This window comes from Halpernia frigidisoli (assembly GCF_900113805.1).
GTDB classification, from domain to species: Bacteria; Bacteroidota; Bacteroidia; order Flavobacteriales; family Weeksellaceae; genus Halpernia; species Halpernia frigidisoli.
Window position 1 is genome coordinate 90,379 of sequence record NZ_FOQT01000003.1, and the last position, 25,230, is coordinate 115,608.

General features: G+C 33.6%; 20 protein-coding genes and 2 tRNA genes. 13 read left to right on the forward strand and 9 right to left on the reverse strand.

The window, feature by feature from the left end; all coding sequences use genetic code 11:
- Positions 1 to 2: 2 nt before the first annotated feature.
- A complete protein-coding gene (locus BM238_RS08705) occupies positions 3 to 707 on the reverse strand; it encodes a hypothetical protein (RefSeq protein WP_090079928.1) in 705 nt (234 codons plus the stop codon).
- Positions 685 to 1,191: an RNA polymerase sigma factor gene (locus BM238_RS08710; RefSeq protein WP_090079930.1), complete on the reverse strand. Its 507-nt coding sequence runs from the start codon at positions 1,189 to 1,191 to the stop codon at positions 685 to 687. The genes BM238_RS08705 and BM238_RS08710 overlap by 23 nt, the downstream gene beginning before the upstream one ends.
- A 240-nt stretch (positions 1,192 to 1,431) precedes the next feature.
- Between BM238_RS08710 and BM238_RS08715 the strand changes: the two genes are divergently transcribed.
- On the forward strand, positions 1,432 to 2,979 hold the full coding sequence (locus BM238_RS08715; protein WP_090079933.1) for a trypsin-like peptidase domain-containing protein: 1,548 nt from the start codon (positions 1,432 to 1,434) through the stop codon (positions 2,977 to 2,979).
- A gap of 180 nt (positions 2,980 to 3,159) precedes the next feature.
- Here BM238_RS08715 and BM238_RS08720 read toward each other — a convergent pair whose 3' ends face one another.
- The 3 genes from BM238_RS08720 to BM238_RS08730 form a co-directional block, all read right to left on the reverse strand.
- Complete coding sequence (locus BM238_RS08720; protein ID WP_090079935.1) at positions 3,160 to 3,651, reverse strand: hypothetical protein; 492 nt, start codon at positions 3,649 to 3,651, stop codon at positions 3,160 to 3,162.
- Positions 3,652 to 4,035: a RidA family protein gene (locus BM238_RS08725; RefSeq protein WP_090079937.1), complete on the reverse strand. Its 384-nt coding sequence runs from the start codon at positions 4,033 to 4,035 to the stop codon at positions 3,652 to 3,654.
- Positions 4,036 to 4,115: 80 nt separating this feature from the next.
- Positions 4,116 to 6,701, reverse strand: a complete 2,586-nt coding sequence (locus BM238_RS08730; protein WP_177205449.1) for a putative LPS assembly protein LptD — start codon at positions 6,699 to 6,701, stop codon at positions 4,116 to 4,118.
- A gap of 53 nt (positions 6,702 to 6,754) precedes the next feature.
- Here BM238_RS08730 and BM238_RS08735 point away from each other — a divergent pair, with 53 nt between their 5' ends.
- From BM238_RS08735 to BM238_RS08780, 10 genes are all read left to right on the forward strand, one after another.
- Positions 6,755 to 8,041 (forward strand): N-acetylmuramoyl-L-alanine amidase family protein, encoded by a 1,287-nt coding sequence (locus tag BM238_RS08735; protein ID WP_090079940.1) that lies wholly within the window; start codon positions 6,755 to 6,757, stop codon positions 8,039 to 8,041.
- Between the two features lie 54 nt (positions 8,042 to 8,095).
- Positions 8,096 to 8,167 (forward strand) — tRNA-Glu (locus BM238_RS08740).
- Between the two features lie 106 nt (positions 8,168 to 8,273).
- Entirely contained in the window at positions 8,274 to 8,528 is a 255-nt protein-coding gene (gene rpsT / locus BM238_RS08745; RefSeq protein WP_090079943.1) for a 30S ribosomal protein S20, read from the forward strand.
- 15 nt (positions 8,529 to 8,543) lie between these two features.
- Positions 8,544 to 8,615 (forward strand) — tRNA-Glu (locus tag BM238_RS08750).
- 259 nt (positions 8,616 to 8,874) lie between these two features.
- On the forward strand, positions 8,875 to 9,495 hold the full coding sequence (locus BM238_RS08755) for a Crp/Fnr family transcriptional regulator (RefSeq protein WP_090079945.1): 621 nt from the start codon (positions 8,875 to 8,877) through the stop codon (positions 9,493 to 9,495).
- Between the two features lie 69 nt (positions 9,496 to 9,564).
- Positions 9,565 to 10,371: a sulfite exporter TauE/SafE family protein gene (locus BM238_RS08760; protein ID WP_090079947.1), complete on the forward strand. Its 807-nt coding sequence runs from the start codon at positions 9,565 to 9,567 to the stop codon at positions 10,369 to 10,371.
- 32 nt (positions 10,372 to 10,403) lie between these two features.
- Positions 10,404 to 11,012 (forward strand): class I SAM-dependent methyltransferase, encoded by a 609-nt coding sequence (locus BM238_RS08765; protein ID WP_090079949.1) that lies wholly within the window; start codon positions 10,404 to 10,406, stop codon positions 11,010 to 11,012.
- 74 nt (positions 11,013 to 11,086) lie between these two features.
- Positions 11,087 to 12,436 carry an MBL fold metallo-hydrolase gene (locus BM238_RS08770; RefSeq protein WP_090079951.1) on the forward strand — a complete coding sequence of 450 codons (1,350 nt, stop codon included), beginning with the start codon at positions 11,087 to 11,089 and terminating at the stop codon, positions 12,434 to 12,436.
- Positions 12,437 to 12,457: 21 nt separating this feature from the next.
- The gene (locus BM238_RS08775; RefSeq protein WP_090079953.1) at positions 12,458 to 13,018 is read left to right on the forward strand and encodes a YeeE/YedE family protein; all 561 of its coding nucleotides are present in this window, start codon (positions 12,458 to 12,460) and stop codon (positions 13,016 to 13,018) included.
- Positions 13,019 to 13,100: 82 nt separating this feature from the next.
- A complete protein-coding gene (locus BM238_RS08780; RefSeq protein WP_090079955.1) occupies positions 13,101 to 13,514 on the forward strand; it encodes a DUF6691 family protein in 414 nt (137 codons plus the stop codon).
- Positions 13,515 to 13,663: 149 nt separating this feature from the next.
- Here BM238_RS08780 and tamL read toward each other — a convergent pair whose 3' ends face one another.
- Positions 13,664 to 16,021 carry a translocation and assembly module lipoprotein TamL gene (gene tamL, locus BM238_RS08785; RefSeq protein WP_090079956.1) on the reverse strand — a complete coding sequence of 786 codons (2,358 nt, stop codon included), beginning with the start codon at positions 16,019 to 16,021 and terminating at the stop codon, positions 13,664 to 13,666.
- Complete coding sequence (locus BM238_RS08790) at positions 16,021 to 21,024, reverse strand: translocation/assembly module TamB domain-containing protein (RefSeq protein WP_233741947.1); 5,004 nt, start codon at positions 21,022 to 21,024, stop codon at positions 16,021 to 16,023. The genes tamL and BM238_RS08790 overlap by 1 nt, the downstream gene beginning before the upstream one ends.
- Before the next feature lie 119 nt (positions 21,025 to 21,143).
- Here BM238_RS08790 and BM238_RS08795 point away from each other — a divergent pair, with 119 nt between their 5' ends.
- Both BM238_RS08795 and BM238_RS08800 read left to right on the forward strand, forming a co-directional pair.
- Positions 21,144 to 21,554, forward strand: a complete 411-nt coding sequence (locus tag BM238_RS08795) for a type II 3-dehydroquinate dehydratase (protein ID WP_090079958.1) — start codon at positions 21,144 to 21,146, stop codon at positions 21,552 to 21,554.
- Between the two features lie 14 nt (positions 21,555 to 21,568).
- A complete protein-coding gene (locus BM238_RS08800; RefSeq protein WP_090079961.1) occupies positions 21,569 to 22,429 on the forward strand; it encodes an ATP-grasp domain-containing protein in 861 nt (286 codons plus the stop codon).
- 77 nt (positions 22,430 to 22,506) lie between these two features.
- On the opposite strand, the gene pckA is transcribed toward BM238_RS08800, so the two are convergent.
- Both pckA and BM238_RS08810 read right to left on the reverse strand, forming a co-directional pair.
- A complete protein-coding gene (gene pckA, locus BM238_RS08805; protein ID WP_090079963.1) occupies positions 22,507 to 24,111 on the reverse strand; it encodes a phosphoenolpyruvate carboxykinase (ATP) in 1,605 nt (534 codons plus the stop codon).
- A gap of 203 nt (positions 24,112 to 24,314) precedes the next feature.
- Positions 24,315 to 25,226: a GYDIA family GHMP kinase gene (locus BM238_RS08810; RefSeq protein ID WP_090079965.1), complete on the reverse strand. Its 912-nt coding sequence runs from the start codon at positions 25,224 to 25,226 to the stop codon at positions 24,315 to 24,317.
- Positions 25,227 to 25,230: the final 4 nt, after the last annotated feature.

Genomic DNA, 25,230 nt, shown 5'->3' on the forward strand with positions numbered 1-25,230 from the left:
ATTTATTTATCCATGTTGAGAGTGTTAAGCACGTCTGCCTGCTCTACGGTTTGGTTTACATTATTTGCTAAAATTTGGAAAGAATATTTTGTCACGTCGATCGCTTCCTTCTCACTTGTGATTTTATGACCGTTGATAATGACATAATTGCTTTGATATTCAGTTTTATTTTCTGCATTTTCCGGCTTTGAGTTACTTACATAACGGCGAATCACTCTTTTCTTCATTCTGGATTTTTTAGGTAAGATATCATCCAGAACATCATCACTTTTTGCCATTTTTTGCACATCAGGTTTGGCATTTTCCGCAACAGGTTCATACGTATTTTCCTGCATAATTTCTACTTTTCGTCTTTTATAAATGTCTGCGGATGCTATTTGAGGGCTTACTTTTTCCTGGTCATTTTTGCTGTTATTTAGCCAAAAAGCGCCAATGGAAAAGATAAAAATTAAACTTGCAGCAAGCCAAACCCATTTAAATTGAGATTCTTTTTTCTCAGGCGCAATACTTTTCTCTTTATTGGCCAAAGCCAAGAACTGCTCAAAATCTAAGTTTAATTTTTCCTTTTTTTCTTCCTTTAAAGTTTCAAAATAAAGAGAATCTTCTGCAGATAAATGTTCGGACGATTTCAGTACATTTTCTTCGGCGACTGTAGTTTGTCCGTCGTAAAATTTCTGAAGTAATTTATGATATTGTTCTGTGTTCATAATTCATTAATTGTGTGATCTGTGATTTTACTTTCTGCCGCGCTCTCATTAAATTGACGCGCACTGCGTTTTCTTCCATTTCCAAAATTTCAGCAATCTCTGAAACTTCGTGCTCTTCTACATCTTTCAGGTGAATGACCATCCTCTGTTTTTCCGGTAATTCACTTATATATTGTAGAATATAATCTTTTAAATTATTCGTTTCCATCTGAAATTCATCTGAAGTGTGCAATTTTACTTCCGCAAAATTCATTTTTACCTGATGGTGCTTTAATCTATTCAGGCAATCGTTTTTAACACATTTTAAAATATAAGACTTCAAATTTCCGTATGCCAAAAGTTCTTCTTTTTTCTGCCAAAATTTCAATAAAAGATCCTGCACCAAATCTTCCGCTTCATCTGAACTCTGCAGAAATTTTTTTGCAAAGCGGTACATTTCATCCTTTAGGGAAAATACCGAAGTTTCAAATGTTTGTGAAGTCATGTTTTAGTTTCTAATATTAAGACAACTAAAGATAAATTTTTATTACATCATCCTTTAAATTTTTTTTAATTTTAAATTTTATGCTAAAGTTTCTTAAATTTTAAATAAATAACAGTGCTAAATTTTAAAGTTGCATAATTCTTGTTAAAGTATCGTTAAATATGAAACAGAGGTACTTTTTATACTACCTATTTATCATTAATTTTGAATATTAAAATCATAAAAACCAAGTACAGTAAAATGAAGAACAGTTTAAAAAAGTTATTACCACTAGCGATTGTCGGGGTAATTTCTGCGGGTACTACTTTTGGTGCCATCACTTATTTCACGCCTTCCAGGGATAATGCGGATATGTCTTATTTCCATAATTCTAATAAAGATGCAAGATTTGCTTCCATGAATACGGAAGGTGCGAGCGACGATTTTGTAAAAGCTTCTAAAATGGTCGTTCCGGCGGTTGTTACCATTAAAAATTATCAAAATACCGCGCGGTCGCAGGACAATTCTTCTAACCAGGATATGTATGACTGGTTTTTTGGCGGTGGCAATGATCCATTCGGAGGCGGTGGGCGACAAAAACAGCAACCTCAGCAAAGACAGCAACCACCGAAAAATATGCCGACAAGTTTGGGTTCAGGCGTAATTATTTCTCCAGATGGTTATATCATCTCGAACAATCACGTTGTAGCGGGCGCCAATAAACTTGAAGTGGTACTTTCAAACCAAAAAACATACATCGCTAATTTAATTGGCCGTGATCCAAATACAGATATTGCACTTTTAAAAATCGAGGAAAGTGGATTACCTTATTTAAATTTTGCCAATTCTGATAATGTAGAAGTAGGACAATGGGTTCTAGCCGTAGGAAATCCTTTAGGTTTAAATTCTACCGTGACAGCAGGTATTATTTCCGCTAAAGGTAGAAGCATTGACCTTTTAAGCCAACAAAGTAAAACGCCGATCGAAAGTTTTATTCAAACAGATGCGGCGATCAATCCTGGAAATTCCGGAGGCGCGTTGGTAAATACAAATGGTGATTTGATTGGTATCAACTCCGCAATTTCTTCAAATACAGGTTATTATGAAGGTTATGGTTTTGCAGTTCCAGCAAATTTAGCGAGAAAAGTAGTAGAAGATCTTAAAAAATATGGTCTTGTTCAGCGAGGCTTCTTAGGCGTTAATTCCTTAGATTTATCTAATGATCAGCAGGTTGCAGCTTATAATCAGGATAAAAAAACCAATATAAAAATAGGTTCTGGTATTTATGTAGTAGGCGTTACTGATAAAAGTGGTGCAGAAGATGCGGGGTTAAAACTTGGCGACATCATTACAAAGATCGACAACGTTAATATTTTAAACTTCTCTGATCTTTCCGTGGCCGTTGGTAGCAAAAGACCTGGTGACAAACTGAACGTAACTTACATGAGAAATGGTAAAGAATATACGTCAAGCGTTACTTTAAAAGATCAAAACGGTGGCACTTCGGCAAGAAGTAAAGCAGATCTTACGGTGACTGAAAAAATAGGCGCAGATTTTCTTTCTTTAAGTGATAAAGTGAAAACAGATTACGGTTTAGAAAGCGGCGTATTGGTACAAAATACGGTTGATGCAGGAGAACTCGCAAAAATAGGAGTTCAGGATAATTATGTTATTATGGAAATTAATGGAAAACCGGTTAATTCTCAAAAAGATGTAGAAAAAATCCTTGCGGGTTATAAAGGAAATGTATCTGTGAAATTTGTCGATGGATACGGGAGAATTTACACGAAAGGTTTTAAAATGCCTTAACCGATAAATTCATATTTAATAAAAAACGCAACCGTAAAAAGTTGCGTTTTTTTTATTTTAAATTCTTATCAAAAATTAAATGGTAAAAATTATTTTAAATTTTAAAAAAGAAAATATTTAAGCAAAAAATCCGGATAAAATTTGAAAATATGATCTGATCGAGTGAACGGTTAAGATAATTTAATCTTCTTTTTGATCACTTTTAATGGTAGATTGTACGCTTTTCACAAGTAGTGCTAATCTCTCTTCTACCCTTTTTTTACGATTATATATCACTTCCGTTATCTTCCCGCCCATCCAGGCAAAAGGAAAAAAGGTGAGAAAAATAGTGATCTTGTAAAATGTAGGATGATAAGGAAAAATAATAATGTCAAGCATTGCTATGAAAAGCAAAATAAAACCAATCAAAATAGCGTAAGCAACTTTAGCATATTTCACAATAATTGCGGTGATAACGCCACCGATTGTAGATGCAACGCCGGTTGAAATAAGAAGTGCCACAAAAAAATAAGGTTTATGCTGCACAGATTTTAAAACACTTTCCCATTGCTCAAATGCAGTATAACGATCGTAAGTAACCCACGATGGATTCAATCTTATACCTAAAGTAATGATGAGTCCGGCTACAAAAAGCCCTACAATAACTGCAAAAGTATTTCTTAAAAAGTTCATTTAATCTTGATGAGCGATCATTGAAATTTCTATGTCAACATTTTTTGGCAAACAGGAAACCTGCACTGTTTCTCTAGCTGGGTACGAATCTGCTTCTAAGTAGGAAGCGTAGATTTCATTCATTTGTGCAAAATCATCCATATTTTTTAAATAAATGGTCGCTTTTACCACATTTCTGAAACCCATTCCTGCTTCTTCTAAAACAGCTTTTAAATTTTTCATCACCTGATGAGTTTCCTTCACAATACCTTCCACAAGTTTACCGGAAGCTGGATCAACAGGTATTTGCCCGGAAATATACAGAATTCCGTTCGCAAAATTAGCCTGAGAATAAGGTCCGATAGCTGACGGTGCAAATTGAGTCGAGATAATTTTCTTGGCCATAATTAGGTGGTTTTTCTCATTAAAATTTATGATAGCGCAAATATAAAATTTTACTTCACAATCCGTTCACATTTATTTAATTAAAATGGAGCGTTTGGTTGGGTGAAACTTCTGTCTTTATATTTTACGGCGTCTTTTAAAATATTGGCTTTTATCCCGATGAAAAAATCATACACTTTATACTGACCAAAAGGAACCCAGTTAAAATTGATGGTAAAACTTCTTTGATCACGGGAAAATCCAATTCTTGTGTAAGCTAATTGTTTAGAAACAACATCTATATTTGTACTTCCGGTCACGTTCCAGTAAGGTGTTAGTTTAATACTTCCATCCAAACCTACGGACGCTACTTTTTGACCAAATCTTGATAAATTTCTTGTGTATGCGTAATTGGCATTGATATTTAAAGTCCATGGCTGGTTAAAATGCGCATAATTATCATCATCAAAATAATAATTTTCATTGCGTATTTCGCCTTTTGCTTTATAGGTTTTAGCAAGATCTTTTTCTTTACCAAAAATATCTGAACTTAAAGGATAACTCAACTGCAGATTAAAACTCTGCAAACTGAAATAACCAAATTTATCTGTTCTAATTCCCAAATCATCTCCCGGCGCAAAAAGTATCTGATAGGGCTCAAGAGATAAACTGGTGTTGACATTCAACTTGTTATTAAAAAAAGAAGACTGCCCATTTATACTGAAAACAGACCATTTATTCGTCGTCGCAGCAAAATTATAATTCCCTGAAATATTTAAATTTTCAAAGATTTTTACTTTTTTCGTTCCTGTAGAATCACTTTTAGATCTGACTTTCATCTCAATATTATTTCCAATGCTGAAACCTATCGCTTCCTGTAAACTCGCATTTGGAGACCCAATAATACCGCCGTCAAAAATAGAATATGGCGTCAAAGCACCACGGTTATCTACATAATTTTTGTAATAACCATACCGGGGTTTGCTAAAGTCAGGCGAATAACTAAAACTTAAACTTGGCGTAATTACATGTCTGATCGCCTGAATTGCACTTCCTTTCGCAAAATTCTTTTGCCCGTAAACGGTAGTTTGCAAACTTAAACTGGTAGAAAAACTTGAAAAACCAGCGACATTGTTATTGATATTATTCTCCAGAATATTGGTAACAGGATTATAATATCTGTTTAACGTTTTCGTCGTAAGCGCATTATTAATATTTGCAGCAAGTGAAAACGTAAAGTATTTTGCCAGCGTGGTATTTGTTCCTAAAGCGATGGAATTGGTAATTCCGGTTTGCAGTTTATCAAAAATTGTTTTTGAAAATAACTGATTTTGTGGCGCGGAAACGTAATTATTTAAGTTAAAACCAGTATTTACCGTAATATTTTCCAGTAAACCACTTCGTAATCCTGTTTTAGATTTTAGTAAAAAAAACTGATTGATCGCCACATTCATCTGAGGTAAACGAATATCCGTCAAACCCGTAGAAAAATTTTGAGAATAAGAACCTGTCGCTGTGATAGTTACCGGCAAAGTAAGAAATCTTTTTATCAAACTTACCGTTGAATTCTGCTGGGTATTTAGTACGTTTTGGTTAAAAATATAATCGTTATTTACCGTGTTATTATAAAATTTAGTACTTACAATATCCACGGAAGCGGAAAAAGTCAATAAAGGATTGGCTTTCGTATCCTGCGAATGTCGCCACGAAATTCTATAAGTTCCGGACTTTGAATAACTGTCCAAACCTTTTATACCACGAACAGTCGTTCCCACATCCGCTGAAAAATTACCGGAATAACTGTAATTTTTCTTATAATTTAATTCTGGTTTAAGGTTATAACTGCCTTTTGTGCAAATATCCGCAAGCACTTTTAAATCAAAATGATCGCCGATCGGCTGATAATAGCCAAGACCATTTAAGAAAAATCCCACATCCTGGCGCTCACCAAAGCTCGGAATTAAAATACCTGCAGAACGTTTATCAGAAAAGGGCAAAATTGCAAAAGGTAAAATTAACGGCGTTGGAACATCTTCAATATAAAGCTGAATAGGACCGGTGATAACCTGAGATTTTTTTGATCCTTTGATTAATTTAATAGTTGGCGCCAATAAATAATAATCTGCGGTAGTATCTTTTTTCTTAATGAAATACTCATCAGTGGTGTATTTTCCCTGACGCATAAAGAAAACAGAATCATTGTATTTTTTTGTTTTTTGCGCCACAATAACGCCTTCGCTTTCTTCCGTTCGAGCATTGAAAGCGATCGCTTGTTTTGTTTTTAAATTATAGGAAAACTGATCTGTTTCATATTTTTTACTGGCTTGCGTTGTAATAACAGGCTCTCTTATTTTGCCTAATGAATCCAGCTTTCCGCGAGCAAAGACAAGACCTTTGTCCCAGTCAATGCTAATATAATCTGCATCGATCTGCAGATCTTGATAAATGACCTGGGCTTTTCTGTTAAGATAAGTCATCTTTTTTGGCAGATCATTTCGGATGTTTTCTGCCTTACTTTGCACCACGTCTTCCAGCTGTTCTTTCACAACCAAAGTGTCTTTTGATCTTATTGTATCGGTTATGATCCTGTTTTCCGGTGAATTTTTCGGCGTGGTTTGTGCTAAAAAATTGTTAAAAATTAGGATAAGTAAAATATGTAGTATATTTTTGAAGACTGTTTTGTGCAAAGTTGGTTGTTGATAGTTGGGCTCAAAATTAATATAAATTTTAAAATTGAAAGATGATTAATCCAAGATTTAACATTATTAAGTGCTTTTTTCTTATTTCTCTCCTGTTTTCTTCATTTACATTAGCTCAAAAAAAGTTTGTTTTGGTTTTGGATGCAGGCCACGGCGGGTCAGACTTTGGAGCGAACAGATCTTACTCTGATGTTGGAAAGGTGAATGAAAAAGACGTTACCTTGCAGATAACGTTAAAATTGGGGAAACTTTTAGAGAAAAACAAAGACATTAAAGTTATTTTTACCCGAACTGTTGACGAATATCCTTCTTTAACCTCAAGAACAAATCTTGCTAACCGAAGTAAAGCGGATCTTTTCATTTCAATACATTGTAATGCTTCCGGACCAACTCCTTATGGCACAGAAACTTTTGTACAGGGACCTGATCAAAACAGAACCAACCTTGAAGTGGCAAAAGAAGAAAATGATGTTTCTTTTCTAAATGCAGAAGACCGCCAAACCTTTTCCAGATATAATCCGAGTGCACCGGAATCTATTATTGCTTTAAAAATTCAACAAAGTAAATATTTAGAGGCAAGTTTAGCGATAGGAAGTTTTGTAGAGGATAATTTTGCCAATAAGAATAAACGACTTTCCCGTGGTGTAAAACAAAAAGACTTACACGTTTTAAGGCTTAATGCAATGCCTTCTATTCTTGTTGAGACAGGATTTATTAGTAATAATGATGAAGCGCATTATTTGATATCGGATGAAGGTCAAAACGAAATCGCAAGATCAGTCTACGACGCGATCATAAGCTATAAAAATTTAAAAGGAAACGTCATGGCCGTTACAGCGCCTGTAGAACCTCCAAAACCTGTCGAAATTCCTTCTAAGAATGATTTTAGAATTATGCTGATGAGCACGCCGATAAAATACAATGAAGATGATCCGGCATTAAAAGGTTTAAAATATATTTTAACCCTAAAAGAAAACGGACTTTATAAATATTACTACAGCACGACCAATATGACTTCCATTCGGGATAATAATATCAAGACGGCAAAAGATGCAGGCTTTAGGAATGCTTTTTCGGTAGGATTTATTCCAAACCAAACATTGGGAAGCGGATATTACAGAATAGAATTACTTGTTTCAAAAGATAAACTGAATAGCAATTCTTACATTTTAACGGCACTGAAAGATGTAGACCGAAATAAGGATAAAGGGCTTTTTTATTACACTTACGGTAAATTCCGTTCGCTGGAGCAGGCTGTTGAGGTTCAAAATGATCTGGAGAAAAAGGGCATTAAAAATACGGTGATTGAAAAAGTTCTAAATAATTAGATTTAAATTTTTCATAACGCCTAATTTTTACTAATTTTGCACTCAGAAAATTTTGGCCTATTCGTCTAGTGGTAAGGACTCAAGATTTTCAGTCTTGCAACAGGGGTTCGATTCCTCTATAGGCTACAAAAACAATAAAAAATCAGTAAAGATTATTTTTTCGTTTTTTTTCAAAAAAAGATTTTGAAAATAGAAATAATTATTTATCTTTGCACCCAAGTTTTTAGAAAATATGGCAAATCATAAATCAGCTCTGAAAAGAATCAGACAATCAGAAGTTAGAAGAATCAGAAACAAATATTACTACAAATCTGCAAGATCTGCTGTAAAAGTTTTGAGAAATGAAGAAGATAAAACTGCTGCATCTGAGCAATTACCAAAAGTAATCGCGTTATTGGGTAAATTAGCTAAGAAAAATATTATCCACAAAAATAAAGCGGCTAACTTAACAAGCAAATTAACTAAGCACGTAAACGGCTTAGCATAAAATAAAACGACGGATGGCCCGTTCGTCTATCGGTTAGGACCTCAGGTTTTCATCCTGGTAAGAGGGGTTCGACTCCCCTACGGGCTACTAAAAAAACCTTCAAGCAATTGAAGGTTTTTTGCTTTTTTATACTTTTAAACTTTTTTTTGAAGCTTAATCCTGCTATCCGCTGTATCTTTTTTTTGAGATGATATTGTTACTGAAAGATATATTTTAGATAAAAAAAAGGATGCCGCTTCTATCAGGGCTATTAAGATTATCTGAAAATTTAGATTTTATCAAGTAGATCACTTTTATTATAAAGCCGATTATTCTTTATATTTGATAAAATAATTTAATAATAGTTATGATCGATAATTTCATATCCATTTTTGAGCCCGAATTATTGCGGGAAATTAGCGAAACGGGAATTCCAAAAGAATTTAAAGAAGGTGATATCATCATTGAAATTGGTAACTATGTTAAATTTATACCTTTAATTATTTCTGGTAACATCAAAATTTCCCGGGAAGACGACAATGGCAAAGAATTATTACTTTATTTTTTAGAGAAAGGAAACACCTGTGCGATGACACTTACATGCTGCGTTGGCAATGCAAAAAGTGAAATTCGGGCTGTTGCTGAAACAGATGTGTCGCTAATTATGATCCCTGTGCAAAAAATGGATGAGTGGATGATAAAATACAAAACCTGGCGAAATTTCGTATTGCAAAGTTATCAGGACCGTTTTATGGAAGTCTTGGAAACTGTTGACAGCATCGCCTTTTTGAATATGGACAAACGCCTGCTAAAATATTTGGCCAATAAAGTAAAAATATCAAACAGCAATATTATAGAAACAACACATCAGCAAATTGCTGACGATCTAAATACTTCCCGCGTTGTAATTTCACGCTTACTGAAAACACTTGAAAGAGAAAATCTCGTTGAATTAAACAGAAACAGTATTAAATATCTTTTAAAATAAAAAACCTGTGTAACAATAGTTACGAATTGGTAAAAATCTACACTTTAACTTTGTGAAAAATATTTTAGGATGGATTTTGTACTTATTTTAGGTTATTTGGGAGCGTTAATAATCGGTGTGATTTTAGGATTAATCGGAGGTGGAGGCTCCATTTTGACCGCTCCTGTTTTCGTCTATCTATTGGGAATCGAACCTGTAACTGCAACCGCATATTCTCTGTTCGTTGTAGGAATTGTTTCTCTTTTTGGCGCGGGCAAAAATCTGCAGAAAGGTTTAGTAGATTACAAAACAGCCTTTACGTTCGCTGTTCCGGCAGTAATTTCTATCTATTCAGTTAGAAAATTCTTGATCCCCGTTATTCCCGAAGTCATTATTAAATTTAACGGTTATATTTTAACAAAAAACATCGCCATTATGGTGTTTTTCGCAATTTTGATGGTAACTGCTGCTATTTCCATGATCAAAAAAAACACAACAGAAATAGAAAGCAAAAAATCGAATATAAACAATTATAATAGTTTTAACCTTTCGGTTTTAGGACTTTTAACAGGATTAGTAACCGGAATTGTCGGCGCTGGTGGCGGTTTCATTATAATTCCTATTTTAGTTTTACTGGCTGGATTATCGATGAAAAAAGCGGTAGGAACATCGTTGTTTATTATTGCAATTAATTCTTTACTGGGATTTTTAGGTGATGTAAACGAGGTTTCAATTGACTGGAAATTCTTATTATCATTTTCCACAGTTGCAATTATTGGTGTATTTTTCGGAATTTATTTGAATCAATTTATTAACGGAAAAAAATTAAAAACCAGTTTCGGTTGGTTTGTATTAATAATGGGCGCTTATATCTTGAGCAAGGAAATATTATTTTAAATTTCTATTAATGAATATTATTTAAAATTAAAATGGAAAAAAAACAGCATTGGGAAAACGTATATGAAACGAAATCACCAAACGAAGTAAGTTGGACGCAGGAAAATCCGGGAATATCTCTGGATTTGATCAGACAAACTAATTTACCGAAAAGCGCTAAAATTATCGATATCGGCGCTGGCGACAGTAATCTTGTAGACTGGCTTTTAAAAGAAGGTTACAGTAACTTAAGCGTTCTTGATATTTCCTCTAAAGCGATTGAAAAAGCAAAAAATAGACTCGGGGAATTTGCCGAAAATGTAAAGTGGATCGTTTCTGATATCAACGATTTTCAACCGGAAGAAAGTTATGATCTGTGGCATGATCGTGCTGCTTTTCATTTTTTAACTGACCAAAAAGAGATTGAAAATTACAGATCACTCACTTCAAATTATATTTCAAATTCGCTAATTATTGGTACATTTTCTAAACTCGGTCCAAAAAAATGCAGCGGTTTGAATATTGTGCAATATGATGAGCGGGATTTAAACTTGATTTTTAATGAAAATTTCTCTCTTTTTAATAGTATTTCTTCTGATCACATTACACCTTTTTCAACCATACAAAATTTTCAGTTCTGTAGTTTTAAAAAAATCAATTAGGAAAGATTTCATTGTGTATCAAAAGTTACCATTTAATAAAAAAACCTTCTCTAATTTTGCATTAAATATTAGTTATGACAATTAAACAATTTGAATATAAACCATTATCCCATTATTCTTACGCCATAATAAGTGAGGGAAAAATGGCTGTAATAGATCCCGAAAGAAATCCACAGCAGTATTATGATTTTGCTAAAGCAAATAATGCTGAAATCGTAGCTGTTTTTGAAACGCATCCACATGCAGATTTTGTCAGTTCTCATTTGCAGATACATGATGAAACTGGCGCAAAAATATATGTAAGTGAAAAACTAGGTGCAGATTATCCACACGAAACTTTTGATGATGGAATCAGTTTAATGTTGGGTGAAGTTATTCTTAGCGCAATGAATACGCCGGGACATTCACCTGACAGCATCACAATAGTTGCAAAACATAAGAACGAAACTGTACTTTTCACAGGTGATACTTTATTTATAGGCGATGTTGGTAGACCTGATTTGCGGGAAAATGCCGGAAATATGACAGCAAAAAGAGAAGAGTTAGCAAAAATGATGTATGAAACAATCACTTTTAAATTCGCCAACTTAAGCGATGAATCCGTTGTATTTCCCACTCACGGCGCAGGTTCTTTATGCGGAAAAAATTTGAGCGATAAGCCAAGCAGCACTTTAGGAAATGAGAGAAAAAGCAACTGGGCTTTTAAAAAGCAAACTGAAGAAGAATTTCTTAATGTAATTTTAAACGGTCAGCCATCAATTCCTGCTTATTTCGGTTTTGATGTTGATTTAAATAAAAAAGGTGCACAACATTCAGAAAATTTTATCAAAAATATATCCTTTAAAGAAAATGCGAAATCTGATGGTTTAATAATCGACGTGAGATCAGAGGAAAGCTTTAAAAAAAATCACTTAAAAGGCAGCATAAATATTCAGGCAGCATCAGAAACCTCAAAATTCGAAACATGGCTGGGAACAGTTATTAAACCAGATGAAAAATTTACTGTCGTTGTAGAAAATATTAATGATAAAGAAAACATTTTGCAAAGAATCGCAAAAATCGGCTATGAAACACTTGTTAAATCTGTAATAACATTGGCAAATGAAGATTTAAAAACAATGGAAAAATTAAATCTTGAAGCGTTTAAAAAAAATCCGAATAATTACACAATTGTTGATGTTAGAAATCAGTCAGAGATAGATGAAGGTCAATATTTTGAAAATGCTTTGGCACACCCACTTACCAATCTACGGGAAACCGCCAAAGATATTCCTTTAGATAAAAATATCGTGGTTCATTGTGCTGGTGGCTATAGAAGTGCCGTGGCAAGCAGTATAATTGAAAATGTGTTTCCTGATTTAAAAGTATTTGACCTTGGGGAAGATATCGGAGAGTTTGAAATTATTAAAAAAATAAATATTTAAAATTGTTCTAAAATAAAAAATATGAATTGGATATATGAACCTTGGCCATGGTATGTGGTAGGACCGTTAATAGCATTGACAATGTTTGTTTTGCTATTTACAGGAAAACAGTTTGGAATGTCTTCAAACCTTCGAACAATGTGCACAATTGGTGGTGCAGGAAAATTTTCTGAATTTTTTAAATTTGATTGGCGAAAAGAACGCTGGAACTTAATGGTAGTTTTAGGTGCTGTAATTGGTGGTTTTCTCGCGTCAAAATATATGTCGAACAATATTGTAAAAATAAACCCGGAAATAGCTGCGGAACTATCAAAAGATTATGGCATTTCAAGTGCAAACGCAGCCTATTTACCACCGGAAATTTTCAGTGTAGAAAAACTTAGTGATCCTTTTACGCTTACTATTTTAGTTGTGGGTGGTTTTTTAGTCGGTTTTGGTAGCCGTTATGCGGGCGGATGTACTTCGGGACATGCCATTTCTGGTCTTAGCAATTTGCAGATTCCTTCATTGGTCGCTGTTATTGGCTTTTTTGCGGGCGGTTTGATCATGGTTTATTTTATTTATCCTTTAATTTTTGGTTGATCAAGTCTTCACAAAAAATAATTAAATAAGCGCAAACAAGTAACAGTCAAAAAAATAATGACTATAAAAGAATCAAAACTAAATGAAATATTTAAAATTTTTAGCAATTGGTATATTTTTCGGGATCATCATGTATAAATCTGAAGCCGCGTCCTGGTTTCGTATCTATGAAATGTTCCGGTTTGGCTCATTTCATATGTTTGGTATTATAGGATCTGCGGTTATTATAGGCGCGATAGGTGTTCAAATTATTAAAAAAAAGAATTTGCGAACAGCCGGAAATAAGGAAATAGTTTTAAAATCCAAAGAGAGAGGTATCAGTCGATATTTGCTTGGCGGTTTGATTTTCGGATTGGGATGGGCATTAACAGGCGCGTGTCCGGGACCGATGTTTATATTAGCGGACGCAGGATTTTACTCAATTTTAATAGTTATCGCCGCATCGCTTTTAGGAACATTTGTTTATGGAATTATAAAAGACAAACTGCCGCATTGATAATTTTTATCATTAAATTTTTTATCTAAAAACCGAAAAGTTTATCGTCGTTCAACTCAATTGATGTAATAAAAAATTTATTAAAATAAATATTAAAAAAAAACTCATTTCCAATTCTGGAAATGAGTTTTTTCTATGTTAAATTTAATCTAAAAAGGATAACCAATCGCAATATTGAGTATTAAGTTATCTTTTCGGTATTGCTTGTCGCCAAAATCCATTTTATCAAAAGTCCAGCGATCACCTTTTTCATAATAAGGAATCCGTAAAGGCGTGGCAAGATCTAACCTTAAGACAAGAATATTAAAATCCAGTCTCAAACCTAAACCGGCACCAACAGCTACCTCACTTAGAAAATCTTTTGTAAACTGGCCGCCTGGTTTTGTAGAATCTTTATTTAAAAGCCAAACATTTCCGGCATCTACGAAAGCTGCGACATTCAAAAATTTATAAATATTAGCGCGGTATTCTGTATTAAATTCAAGTTTAATATCGCCGGATTCATCAAAGAAAAATGAAGCTGGCTGCGATCTTGGATCATAACTTCCCGGCCCTAAAGTTCGAGCTCTAAATGCTCTGATACTGTTGCTTCCACCTACAAAAAATTGTTTTGAATACGGCATCTGTACAGAATTACCGTAAGGAAGTCCAAGGCCGACGATCAACCGTGAAGCGATAGTTGTTTTTGTATTAATTTTAAAATAATCCCGAAAATCACCTTCTACTTTTACATACTGGCTAAAAGGAATACCGCCGATTATTTTTCTATTACCTGCTTTAGCGTCAGCACCGCTTAATAAACCTGTTACATTACCAGCAAGATCTGCGGAACCTTTAAAATAAACTGTATTTTTTTTCTGCAGCATCGTATTGGTAAAAGTATAACTGTACGTTGGTCCAAAAATCAGCTGTTTATCAATAACTCTTTGCAGAGAAGGATTTGCCGGAATATTTTGTTTTGTCACAGGATCAAAATAGCCGTCAATTTGCTGTTGGTATTTATCAGTTACATTTTGAGGTGAAACGTAGGTGATATTTACAACATTAAGTTCATGTTCTTTCCGTTCGTTTTCTTTCCACAAATAACCTGCAGTTGCTGTAAAATTATTTAAGGTGTAAAGCTGCGTGCGGTTCAAAAATTCGTAGGCAAGGGAAAAATTTGTTCTTGGTACGTAAGCTCCGGAAGTATTAAATGTAAATGGCGCTACAATTCTTGGGATCGACAACTCCGCTTTTGTACCTAATCTGATAATATTATTGGCATCTTTCGGACCACCAAACTGCACATCAAAACCACCGAAAACGGAACCTTTAAATTGTTCTGCTCCTCTTAAAAAATTGTGGTGCGTGTAGTTTAAATTTAATTCAGCACCTGTGTAATTGGCAGAATTTGTTTTACCTAAAGTTTCAAGACGTAAACTCTGAAATTTATTTGGTGTCAATAAATAATAAGCATCAAATTTATGATTTAGAGAATCTGAAATGACAAATTCATTTTTTACAAATTTAAATACGCCCAAACTGATCAGTCTGTTTAAGGATAAATTATGATCTGTGCGGTTATAAAGATCTCCTTTATTAAAGTATAATGCGCGGTCAAAAACCCTTGGTTTAAATTTCTTCTCAGGATCAACAATATACAGATCTTTATAGAGTTCGATTGAATCTGTGAGCATCGGAACACCATATTTTCCTTTCTTAACATCCTGAAGATTATAATCAGGAAATACGATCGTTTTATCAATTGTGAACTGTTCTTTTGCCAGTTTTGGTGTCGTACTTTTTAATTTTACAAACAATTCAACTTTTTGTTTGTTAGTGACCGTACTGTCAGCCTGAACTATTATAGCGTCCGGACTAAAATAATAAAATCCTTTTTCCTTTAAATTATTATCAATTCTTACACGCTCGGCTTTTATCACATCCAGATCAAATGGATTTCCCACTTTCAGGAAACTTTCTGATTTTGTTTTCTGTATTTCTTTATTTACCAAAGAAGAATCCGCCGGGAAAGTTACTTTGTTGATCACATATCTGGAACCAGGTTTTAGCGTATAGATCACTTTCGCTTTTTTGTTCTTTGAAATAGTATCGGAACTCGCCTGCGCATTAAAATAACCTTTATTTTCAGAAAAATTAACGATTATTTTTTTATTAAATTCCTGATCTACACTTGATAAAAGTACGGGTTTTTCGCCAATTTTATATTTTAGCCAATATTTAAAACCTTTGTCTTTAGTTGGTTCTTTCGCAATATTATAAATGTAAAGTCTTGGTCTTAAACCCAAAAATGAGGAATTTGGTTTTGGCCGAAGTTGCTCTGTGAGTGCATCACTCAGATTTCCTTTTTCTTTTTTACCTAAACTGTCACTTTTTACCTCAATTTTTGCTCCCGTATAAAGAAACTGACCTTTTTCTAAAAATTTAGTATTGCTGCACGCCGATATTGCCAAAGCAAAACTTATGGCGCATACTATTTTTATATATTTTTTTAAACTGTAATTCATTATTTAGAAGACTTCTTTACTTTATTTTTTTGATCTCTGTTTTTTTTTTGCTTTTCAAAAATTTCTCTGAATTTATTATAATCCAAAGTAATGATAAACCCAACACCAGTTTCAATAATTTGTCCCTGAAGCGCAACCTGATATTCGTTTTTTCTATAAGCCCGCAGTGCATATCTTCCATCTTTTGAAAGAGCGTAATCTACAGTAAGATCACCTGCAATATTGCTTGTTTTTTCGTTTGCACGCGCATCACCTTCTACACCAAAACTATTTCCAACAGTTACTTTCAGACGGTCATCAAGGAAAGATTTACTTAAACCGATATTTAGATCGGTACGGTCATTTTGTGTACCTGTAGAATAGTCTTCCGTTGACTGAAGATCAAAATTAAGCTGAACGCCACCAATAAGATCACCCGCAAGATTATTAAGTTGTTGAGATAAAATTTTACTTACACTTTGTTTTGCGATGGTCGCAGTAGAAAGTCCACCCGTGCTTTCGAAAGGATTTTCACCCACAAAACGGTTTAGTAAAAGCAAGGCAAAAACCTGTTTATTTAGTTCACCTTCATCGCGTTTCAGTTCTGTTAATTTTTGCGTCACGGCGTCGGTAACTTCAGACGAAACAGAAGTATTGTTTTCATCTGTTGTAATATCAAACGTAATTTGTGGTTTTAAAAGTTCGCCTTTTAAAATTAGCAAAGTATTAAAAGGAATCTGCTGTTTAAACTGATTCATAGTACTTGCCGGAACAGCAGCACCAAGTTGTTGCGCCACTAGATCGTACGGCGCGGCTTTGGTTTTATAATTCGCCGTTATGTCCAAACGTGCCGCAGTTGGTTCCCCTGTCCAGGTAATTGTACTACCTTTTTGAATCTCAAATTTTCTTTTTAAAACACTTACAGATAATTCATATGCTCCCTTTTCAACGGTATAAACTCCAACTAAAGTAGTTTTTCCAGATGGATCAACGCCTGCTGTCAACTGCGCTTCACCTTGAAGTGCAATAAAATCACCGTTTGCTTTATCAATTACGATAGAAGTTTTCGCTTCTTTATTAACTTCAATATTAATATTAACGTCCAAACCTTTAATAGCAGTTTGACTTGTTAAAGAATCGGCTTTCAATGTGTTTTGAAGCGCAATCTGATCCTGATCAATAAATTCTACAATACCTTCCCTCGCCTGCAACTGCGGCGAACTTTGTGGCAAAACAAATGTAAAATCAGTTTTATCTGTAACTGCTAATTTACCACTCACTTTCGGAAGGTCTAAATTTCCTCTGACTTGAAGATCTGCATCCACCGCCAAAATACCGTATAATAATTTATCCTCCTTTTTCTCAGAATCTACTACTTTAAAGTCGTTGGCATTAAGATCTAAATTAAATTTAAAATCAGTGTAAGTTTGGGTTAAAATATCGCCGTCGATCACAAACGGATTTCCGCTGTCATCTTTTATTTTAAATTTATCAAAATTAATTCCCTGATTTGTAAATCTGATCTCATCATTGATATTTTTAAATTTACTTCCCAGTTTTGTAATTCCTAAACCAACATCATTAAATTTTACCGCACCTAAAACCTGAGGTGTTTTTGTGGTACCGCTGATTTTCAAGTTTCCGGAAAGAAATCCTTCCGCATTTTCGATGGCATTAAGTGAAAAACCCTGAACAGATTTCATCTGTAAACGATTCATATCAAGATTCATATCTAATGACGATGCTTCTGTATTGTAAGTTCCGAACAATTTCAGATCATTATCATTTCCACTTAAATTAATATCGGCTTGCAAAACTTTCGGAGAAATATTCTTCACTTTTACCGCCATATTTCCGATTGGACTTCCATAGACGACGAGATCAGAAATATTAATATCGGACGTGAAAGTCATATTCTTACTAAAATCGCGAACTTGAGCTGTTCCGTTTATATTTCCTTTGGCTAAAAGTGAATCTTTTTTAATAAGTTCTGTGATCGTTTCGATCTTGAAATTAGTCAAAGTCACATTTAGCGGACTGTTTGGCGAGGTATTTTCTGACTGCAATTTTATTGAACTTCCATTATTTGAAAGTATAAAATTTTGTGCATTTATACCATTTTTTCCAAATTCAACCACATTATCTGGCGCGACTTGCCAATTATCATAATTTAATTTTAATCCGTCCGGGTTTAAACTTAATCTTGAAACATCGCCTTCATTCTGAAGTTTACCGGCAATCAAAAATTTGGTAACGTCTTTTTCATCTTTTGTCGTTGCGTTATAAGTTATTATGTTATTTTGAACATCACCTTGCAACTGCACTTTTTGAAGCGCGAGATTATCATTTTTAAATTCTGCTAAATTAACATCATAAACCAGCGCATTTCCTTGATTATTAATATTTAAAGTGGCGTTTTTTACAGAATTTTTGCCATAAATTACTGTTGGAATTTCACCCTTCACATTTAATTTTTGAGTATCTGCGGCATAATTTCCAGAAATAGTGATCGGTTCAAAACTTGTAAGTTCCGGTACAAATTTTCTTATAATTTTATCATCTTTTATCTTTCCTGTAAAATCAAAATACTGGTTTGGCGTTATTTTTAGTTTTTGTGCAGAAGGTTTTTGAAACTCATAATATTGATTTAAAGTTTGCTGCAAAGAAGCCAAAATTTCTGTCAGTTTGTATTTTCCATTTAATTCAAGATCGGCAATTTGAGATTTTAACAAAAGCTGATTACCTGTTTCATTAGAAACTGCCGTTAAATTAATTTGCTGCAATGGATAAACATCTTTTGTATCAGAAACCGCAAAATCATCTAAATGCAAATAACCATTCAACGCATTGGGATCTAAATTTGTAAAATCACCATCAATTTTACCGGCTAAAATTAAAGGATCTTTATAAAAACCAAGTTTATTCAGATCTACTTTTATTATCGAGCCATTTACTTTTATCGCTTTGGTGTTATTTAAATTTCCCGCAGCATATAATTTCAAATTGGCATTTGGATCCTTCGAATCTAAATTAATCTGATAAGCGCCCCGGTTTATTTTACCGTTCAGCGCCATATTTCTATAATTATAATTTTTATAAACGGCGGAATTTACGTTTCCTGAAAAAACAGCATTTGCACTATTTGGATCAAAACTTTGTCCTTTTACATTAATATTTCCCGTGAATGGACCGACATCCTTGTTTTTAATTATTTGCCCGATCTTTAAATTCTGCAGGTTTGCAACCACGTCATATTTCTCCCTGTTTTTTAAACGCATATCAACCAAAGCTTTTACAGCTGCATTTCCAAGCGTTGTTGTGATTTTCAAATTGGTGTTTACGTTCTTCGTTGTTCCTTTAGCTAAACCTGAAATTTTGAAAAAAGACGGCAAAGCAATATTTGATGGAATTGTCCCTTTTGGAATAAGATTAAAAATGGTTTTTGCGGAAGAGGAAAGTTCCCCAATTTTTAGGTCATAAAAAAGTTTATCGGGCTGCATCGCATTTCGGATATTTCCTGACGCGATAACTTTCATTTGATCAAGCCCGGAAACTCGCAAACTTTGAATGTTTAAATTATTAACCGTTCCATTAAGTCGCGTATCGAGATTTAAAACGGCATTCGGATATTTGTTGAAAGGAGCAGTATTTCTCAAAGCCTGTGCTAAAATTAAAATATCAGAAAATCCAACTTTAGAATTTTTGATATTTGCGGAAATTTTGATTGCGCCAGGGTTTGCAGTCAATTGCTCTAAAGAATTATAATTTAAAACAAGCTCGTCGCGAAGCACTGTTTTCGGTGTTTGCAAATAAAGATCTTTAAGAAAAGCTTGCTTTTCATTGTAAACGAAATCAGTTCGAAATTCCTGAATATTTAAACCACTTTTCTCCTGAATCTCAGCAGAGTTAACAGTTCCGGCAAAAGTGGAATTCTTCATTTTAAAATTCCGCACTTCCAGATTCATCTTAGAAAAATTGAGATGATTAAAATCGATGCCGCGCGACATTCTCTTTGTAGCTGTATTATCGTAAACGACTTTCACATCATCCAACACTAATTTATTCAATAAAAGACCAAGTGATTTTCCTTTCGTAACTTCCGGTTCCGGCACGCCCTTCCCTTTAGATGCGGCCTTCACAGCAGCAGAAAATAATTTCGCATCTATATTTGCGCCCTTTAGATTAAGATTACCAACATTGTAAGAATTATTCTGAAGGTCAATGTTTTTTATCTTTGAAGACAGTTCTTTAAACTTAATTTTTGCAAAAGTTTTTGAATTTTCATCACCATAATCGATGTCGAAATTGGTGAGATTTAGTTCATTTAAAGCCAGTTTCATCGGTGCTTTTTCGTTGAGAGAATCTACCTTTTCAACTACTTTTTTACCAACTTCTTCTATTAAACCTTGCTTAAGTTTTAGTTTTAAACCATCAACATTAATATTATTTACGGCGTAATTATTTTTCTGAAGATCAAAAGTTTTAACGCGCGTGTCAAATGATTTTACGTAAAAGTTAATATCATTATTTGCCTGATTATCTTTAAAATTAACGCCAATATCAGTGAGTTTTATTTTATCTAAAGAAATAATAAATGGCTTCGAAGGTGTTTTTTCTTCATCTTTTGTGGCGAAAGCATTCAAAATATAATCGAAGTTAAAACTGCCGTTTTTATTTCTTACCACATTGGCGCGCACAGTTTGAAGATCAACAGATGTAATATCTGCGGTGCTTTTTAGCAGTTTAGGCAAATTAATACCAACATCTGCGCTTTTAGCATAAAGTAATGTGTCTTTTTTCTGACCTTCCAGATAAAGATTTTTCATCACAATACTGTTCGGAAAACCAATGTAAACGCTTTCCAGACTAACTTTTGTATGAATTTTATCTTCAAGATAGGTAACCAGTTTACCTTTTGCAAAATTTTGAACCGCAGGAATCCGCAAACTTAAAATCACCACTACGATCAGAACTATCAGAAAGGCAAGGAAGTAGCCCGTATATTTGAGTATTTTATTGAATATTTTCACGCGATAAATATACTGAATTTAAATAAAAAGTTGTAGCGCCATCACCTAAAAAAAATGCTTTTTTTAAATTTTTTGCAACCGATAATACTTTATATATTTGTGAAAATTATTTGATGAAAATTCTTATTCTCAACGGGCCAAACCTCAATCTTTTAGGCACTCGTGAACCAGAAATTTACGGCTCCGTTTCTATGGAAAATTATTTGGAAAAGTTAAAACTTGAATTCACAACCGAATCTTTTTTATACTTTCAATCTAATATTGAAGGTGAAATTATTAACCGTTTGCAGGAAGATGATTTTGATGCGTTAATTATCAATCCTGGTGCTTTTACGCATTATTCGTACGCTATTTCGGACTGTTTAAAAAACATCAATAAAAGAAAAATAGAAGTTCACATCAGCAATATTTACAAGCGGGAAGAATTTCGGCAAAAATCTGTAACGGCGGCAGTTTCAAATGGAATTATTTCTGGTTTTGGATTGGATGGTTATCGTTTGGCAGTTTTAGGACTTTTAAATTAATATCAAAGATCTGAATGAAAATTGCATTTTTAACCTCGAATAAATATCCCGAAATTTTAGAAAAAGAAAAGATTTTAGCATCTCAACTTCCTGAAAAATTTAAGGTAAAAATAGAAATCTGGAATGATCCAAAAGTAGATTGGGCCTCTTATGATTGTCTTGTTTTTAGAACAATCTGGGATTATTTTGAGTACCCCAAAGAGTTTGACACCTGGTTAAATTTAATCGAAAAACTGGGCGTAAAGACACTTAATCCTTTGTCAATAATAAAGTACAATCAACACAAATTTTATTTAAAAGATTTAGAAAAACAAGATATTGCAATAATTCCAACAGTTTTTATCCCAAAAAACACACGCTTTGATCTGGGTTTCATAAAAGATAAACAATGGGGAAAAGCGGTTATAAAACCTGCAGTTTCTGGTGGTTCTTATTTAACCAGATTATTTTCTGAAGACGAAATAAGTGATGTTGAAGCAGAATACAGATGTTTAGCTCAAGAAACGGATTTTTTGATGCAACCATTTATGTCAGAAATAGAAGAGAATGGCGAAATATCACTTTTATATTTTAACGGAAAATATGTTTATTCTGTAATTAAAACACCCAAAAAAGGTGATTTTCGAGTGCAATCTCTTTTTGGTGGACATTATGAAGAATACAAACCCAACGAAGATTTAATAAAAACAGGCGAAAAAATCATTCAGAAATTTAATTCAGATTTACTTTATGCAAGAGTCGATGGAATAATAAAAAACGGCCAATTTTTGCTCATGGAAGTAGAACTTATCGAACCAGATCTTTATTTTGATTTTGTAGCAGAAGCAAAAAATTTATATTTAAAAGCATTAGAAACCAAACTAAACAGCCTTTAGTTTCTTTAATTTTATTTAAATAAAATAAAAAAACTGCCTCATTTTTATGAGGCAGTTTTTTACTTTTTCTTTTAAAATTATAATTGCGGACCTGCGGAGATTAAGGCTTTTCCTTCTTCCGTATCGCAGTACTGCTCAAAGTTTTGAATGTATCGCGCTGCAAGATTTTTAGCTTTAGTTTCCCATTTTTCAGAATTTTCATAGGTTTTTCTTGGATCTAAAATTCCTTCAGAAACATTTGGAAGCGAAGTCGGAAAGTCTAAGTTCATTACAGGAATAGTTTCTTTTTCCGCTTTATCAATGCTTCCATCCAAAATTGCGTCAATAATTGCGCGCGTGTCTTTCAAAGAAATTCTATTACCAGTTCCGTTCCAGCCGGTATTTACCAAATAAGCTTTTGCGCCATGTTCTTTCATTTTACCGATCAATGTTTTTGAGTACATTGTGGGATGAAGCGACAAAAATGCTTCCCCAAAAGCTGGAGAAAAGGAAGGTGTAGGTTCCGTAATTCCAAGTTCTGTTCCCGCTAATTTCGAAGTGTAACCGCAAAGAAAATGATATTGCGCCTGCTCATCTGAAAGAATTGAAACCGGCGGCAAAACGCCAAAAGCATCGGCCGAAAGGTAAATTATTTTTTTTGCGTGTCCAGCTTTCGATGGAAGCACGATTTTATTGATATTATAAATTGGGTAGGCAACTCTCGTGTTTTCTGTAATTGAGTTATCCTTATAATCAACTACTCCATTTTCATCTGTTACTACGTTTTCCAGCAAAGAATCTCTTTTGATGGCGCGCCAGATATCCGGTTCTTTTTCTTCAGTAAGGTCGATTACTTTCGCATAACATCCGCCTTCGAAATTAAAAACACCATCATTATCCCAACCATGTTCATCATCACCAATTAAATAACGTTTTGGATCTGCCGAAAGCGTTGTTTTCCCAGTTCCTGACAGTCCGAAAAACACGGCTACATCTCCCTTTTCACCAACATTTGCAGAACAGTGCATAGACGCAATTCCTTTTAAAGGCAAATAATAATTCATCATGGAAAACATTCCTTTTTTCATTTCGCCGCCGTACCATGTACCGCCAATGATCTGAATTTTTTCCGTCAAACTGAACATTACAAAATTTTCTGAATTTAAACCCTGTTTTTCCCAGTTTGGATTGGTAGTTTTTGATCCGTTCATTACCACAAAATCAGGTTCACCAAAATTTTCGAGTTCATAAACTGAAGGACGAATAAACATATTGGTCACAAAATGTGCTTGCCAAGCAACTTCCATTATAAATCTCACTTTTAAACGCGTATCTGGATTTGTCCCGCAAAACGCATCCACGATATATAATTTATCAGATTTTGACAATTGCTCAACAACAATTGTTTTACATTCTGTAAAGATTTCCGTGGTTGTTGGAAGATTTACTTTTCCATCCCAATGAATAGTGTCTTTGGAGATATCATCTTTTACTATGTAACGGTCTTTTGGGGAACGGCCAGTAAAAATTCCTGTTTTTACAGCAACAGCGCCACTTTCCGTAACAATACCTTTTTCAAAACCTTCATTTTTAGGAGAAATTTCTGCCTGAAAAAGTTCTTCATAACTTGGATTGTAGCAGATTTCGTGATCCGTCTTTATCCCTAATTTTTGAAGATCGTTAGTAAGATGAACATTTTTCATAAAAGTTTAATTTAATTTGTTTGATTTTGGTAATCTTACAAATCTAAGTAATTACGAAAAAGTGGCATTGAATTATTTACTGATTTTTCTCATTATGAGAAAATAAGATTTTTAAGGAAAATTTTATTTATTCTTTATTTGTAAAAATTATTAAAAATCAAACAATTAAAGATAATAAAACCTCTGTTTAATGGAAAATTTAATTAAAATTGTACAATTTCATTCCATTTATACATAGAATTAAAACCTTTTTTAGCGAAATATTCTTGATAATTCTGAAATTTGCGAGTTAGAACAAAATCTCCACCCCAAGCTCCCAAACTTTTGATAAAGACCGGCAAATCAGGAAATAATTGTTCTTTCACGGTTTTAATATTTAAAAAACTGCTTACTTTAGACTCGTGAATTTCCATTAAATCAGAAAATTTATCAATATTTTTTGCTTCTAAAACTGCTTTAGTAAGATCTGAAAATTCTTTGACAAGTCCATCAGATTTAATTTTTGAACGGTAAAGATCAATGCCTTTTCTTGAATCTTGTTTTTGATTTAGATGCACTAAAATAAGCTCATCGCTGAAACACGGTTTAAATTCAATTTTTTCAATCTCTGATTTTGAAGCAGATTTTTTAAATAAAATTGGAGATTTTTCTTTAGCAACTGCGATGTCGTAACCACTTCCGCCGAGACTTTTCTCATTAAGCAAAAAAGCATCTATATTTGCCCAGTCCGCAAGATTATTCATTAAAGTAGAACTGCTTCCCAGTCCAAAATCTGGTGGAAACTGAAGATTTGTTCTAAATTCATAAGAATTTCCGGAGAATTTTTCTGAGGATAAATGATATATTTCTTTAAAAACTTTTAAAATAAATTCTGCAGCTGATGGAATATTTGTTTCCAGAATTTTCCAGTTTACATAATCGATCTTAACTTTTAGCCAAAATTTATTTTCATGAAAGGCTTCCCAAATAATCGTATTTCCATTATTCAATATCTCATTGACAGACATTTCCTGACCTAAGACAGTTGGAACCGCCAAGGCTAAAGCACCGTCCAAAACAAAATATTCGGACGTGATCAGTAATTTTCCCGGTGAAAAATAAGATTTTGAAATCACGTTT

What these genes read in the sequence shown, in the direction of transcription:
- BM238_RS08705 (WP_090079928.1), bottom strand. Translation starts at nt 707, where the DNA reads ATGAACACAGAACAATATCATAAATTACTTCAGAAATTTTACGACGGA.
- BM238_RS08710 (WP_090079930.1), bottom strand. Translation starts at nt 1,191, where the DNA reads ATGACTTCACAAACATTTGAAACTTCGGTATTTTCCCTAAAGGATGAA.
- BM238_RS08715 (WP_090079933.1), top strand. Translation starts at nt 1,432, where the DNA reads ATGAAGAACAGTTTAAAAAAGTTATTACCACTAGCGATTGTCGGGGTA.
- BM238_RS08720 (WP_090079935.1), bottom strand. Translation starts at nt 3,651, where the DNA reads ATGAACTTTTTAAGAAATACTTTTGCAGTTATTGTAGGGCTTTTTGTA.
- BM238_RS08725 (WP_090079937.1), bottom strand. Translation starts at nt 4,035, where the DNA reads ATGGCCAAGAAAATTATCTCGACTCAATTTGCACCGTCAGCTATCGGA.
- BM238_RS08735 (WP_090079940.1), top strand. Translation starts at nt 6,755, where the DNA reads ATGATTAATCCAAGATTTAACATTATTAAGTGCTTTTTTCTTATTTCT.
- rpsT (WP_090079943.1), top strand. Translation starts at nt 8,274, where the DNA reads ATGGCAAATCATAAATCAGCTCTGAAAAGAATCAGACAATCAGAAGTT.
- BM238_RS08755 (WP_090079945.1), top strand. Translation starts at nt 8,875, where the DNA reads ATGATCGATAATTTCATATCCATTTTTGAGCCCGAATTATTGCGGGAA.
- BM238_RS08760 (WP_090079947.1), top strand. Translation starts at nt 9,565, where the DNA reads ATGGATTTTGTACTTATTTTAGGTTATTTGGGAGCGTTAATAATCGGT.
- BM238_RS08765 (WP_090079949.1), top strand. Translation starts at nt 10,404, where the DNA reads ATGGAAAAAAAACAGCATTGGGAAAACGTATATGAAACGAAATCACCA.
- BM238_RS08770 (WP_090079951.1), top strand. Translation starts at nt 11,087, where the DNA reads ATGACAATTAAACAATTTGAATATAAACCATTATCCCATTATTCTTAC.
- BM238_RS08775 (WP_090079953.1), top strand. Translation starts at nt 12,458, where the DNA reads ATGAATTGGATATATGAACCTTGGCCATGGTATGTGGTAGGACCGTTA.
- BM238_RS08780 (WP_090079955.1), top strand. Translation starts at nt 13,101, where the DNA reads ATGAAATATTTAAAATTTTTAGCAATTGGTATATTTTTCGGGATCATC.
- tamL (WP_090079956.1), bottom strand. Translation starts at nt 16,021, where the DNA reads ATGAATTACAGTTTAAAAAAATATATAAAAATAGTATGCGCCATAAGT.
- BM238_RS08795 (WP_090079958.1), top strand. Translation starts at nt 21,144, where the DNA reads ATGAAAATTCTTATTCTCAACGGGCCAAACCTCAATCTTTTAGGCACT.
- BM238_RS08800 (WP_090079961.1), top strand. Translation starts at nt 21,569, where the DNA reads ATGAAAATTGCATTTTTAACCTCGAATAAATATCCCGAAATTTTAGAA.
- pckA (WP_090079963.1), bottom strand. Translation starts at nt 24,111, where the DNA reads ATGAAAAATGTTCATCTTACTAACGATCTTCAAAAATTAGGGATAAAG.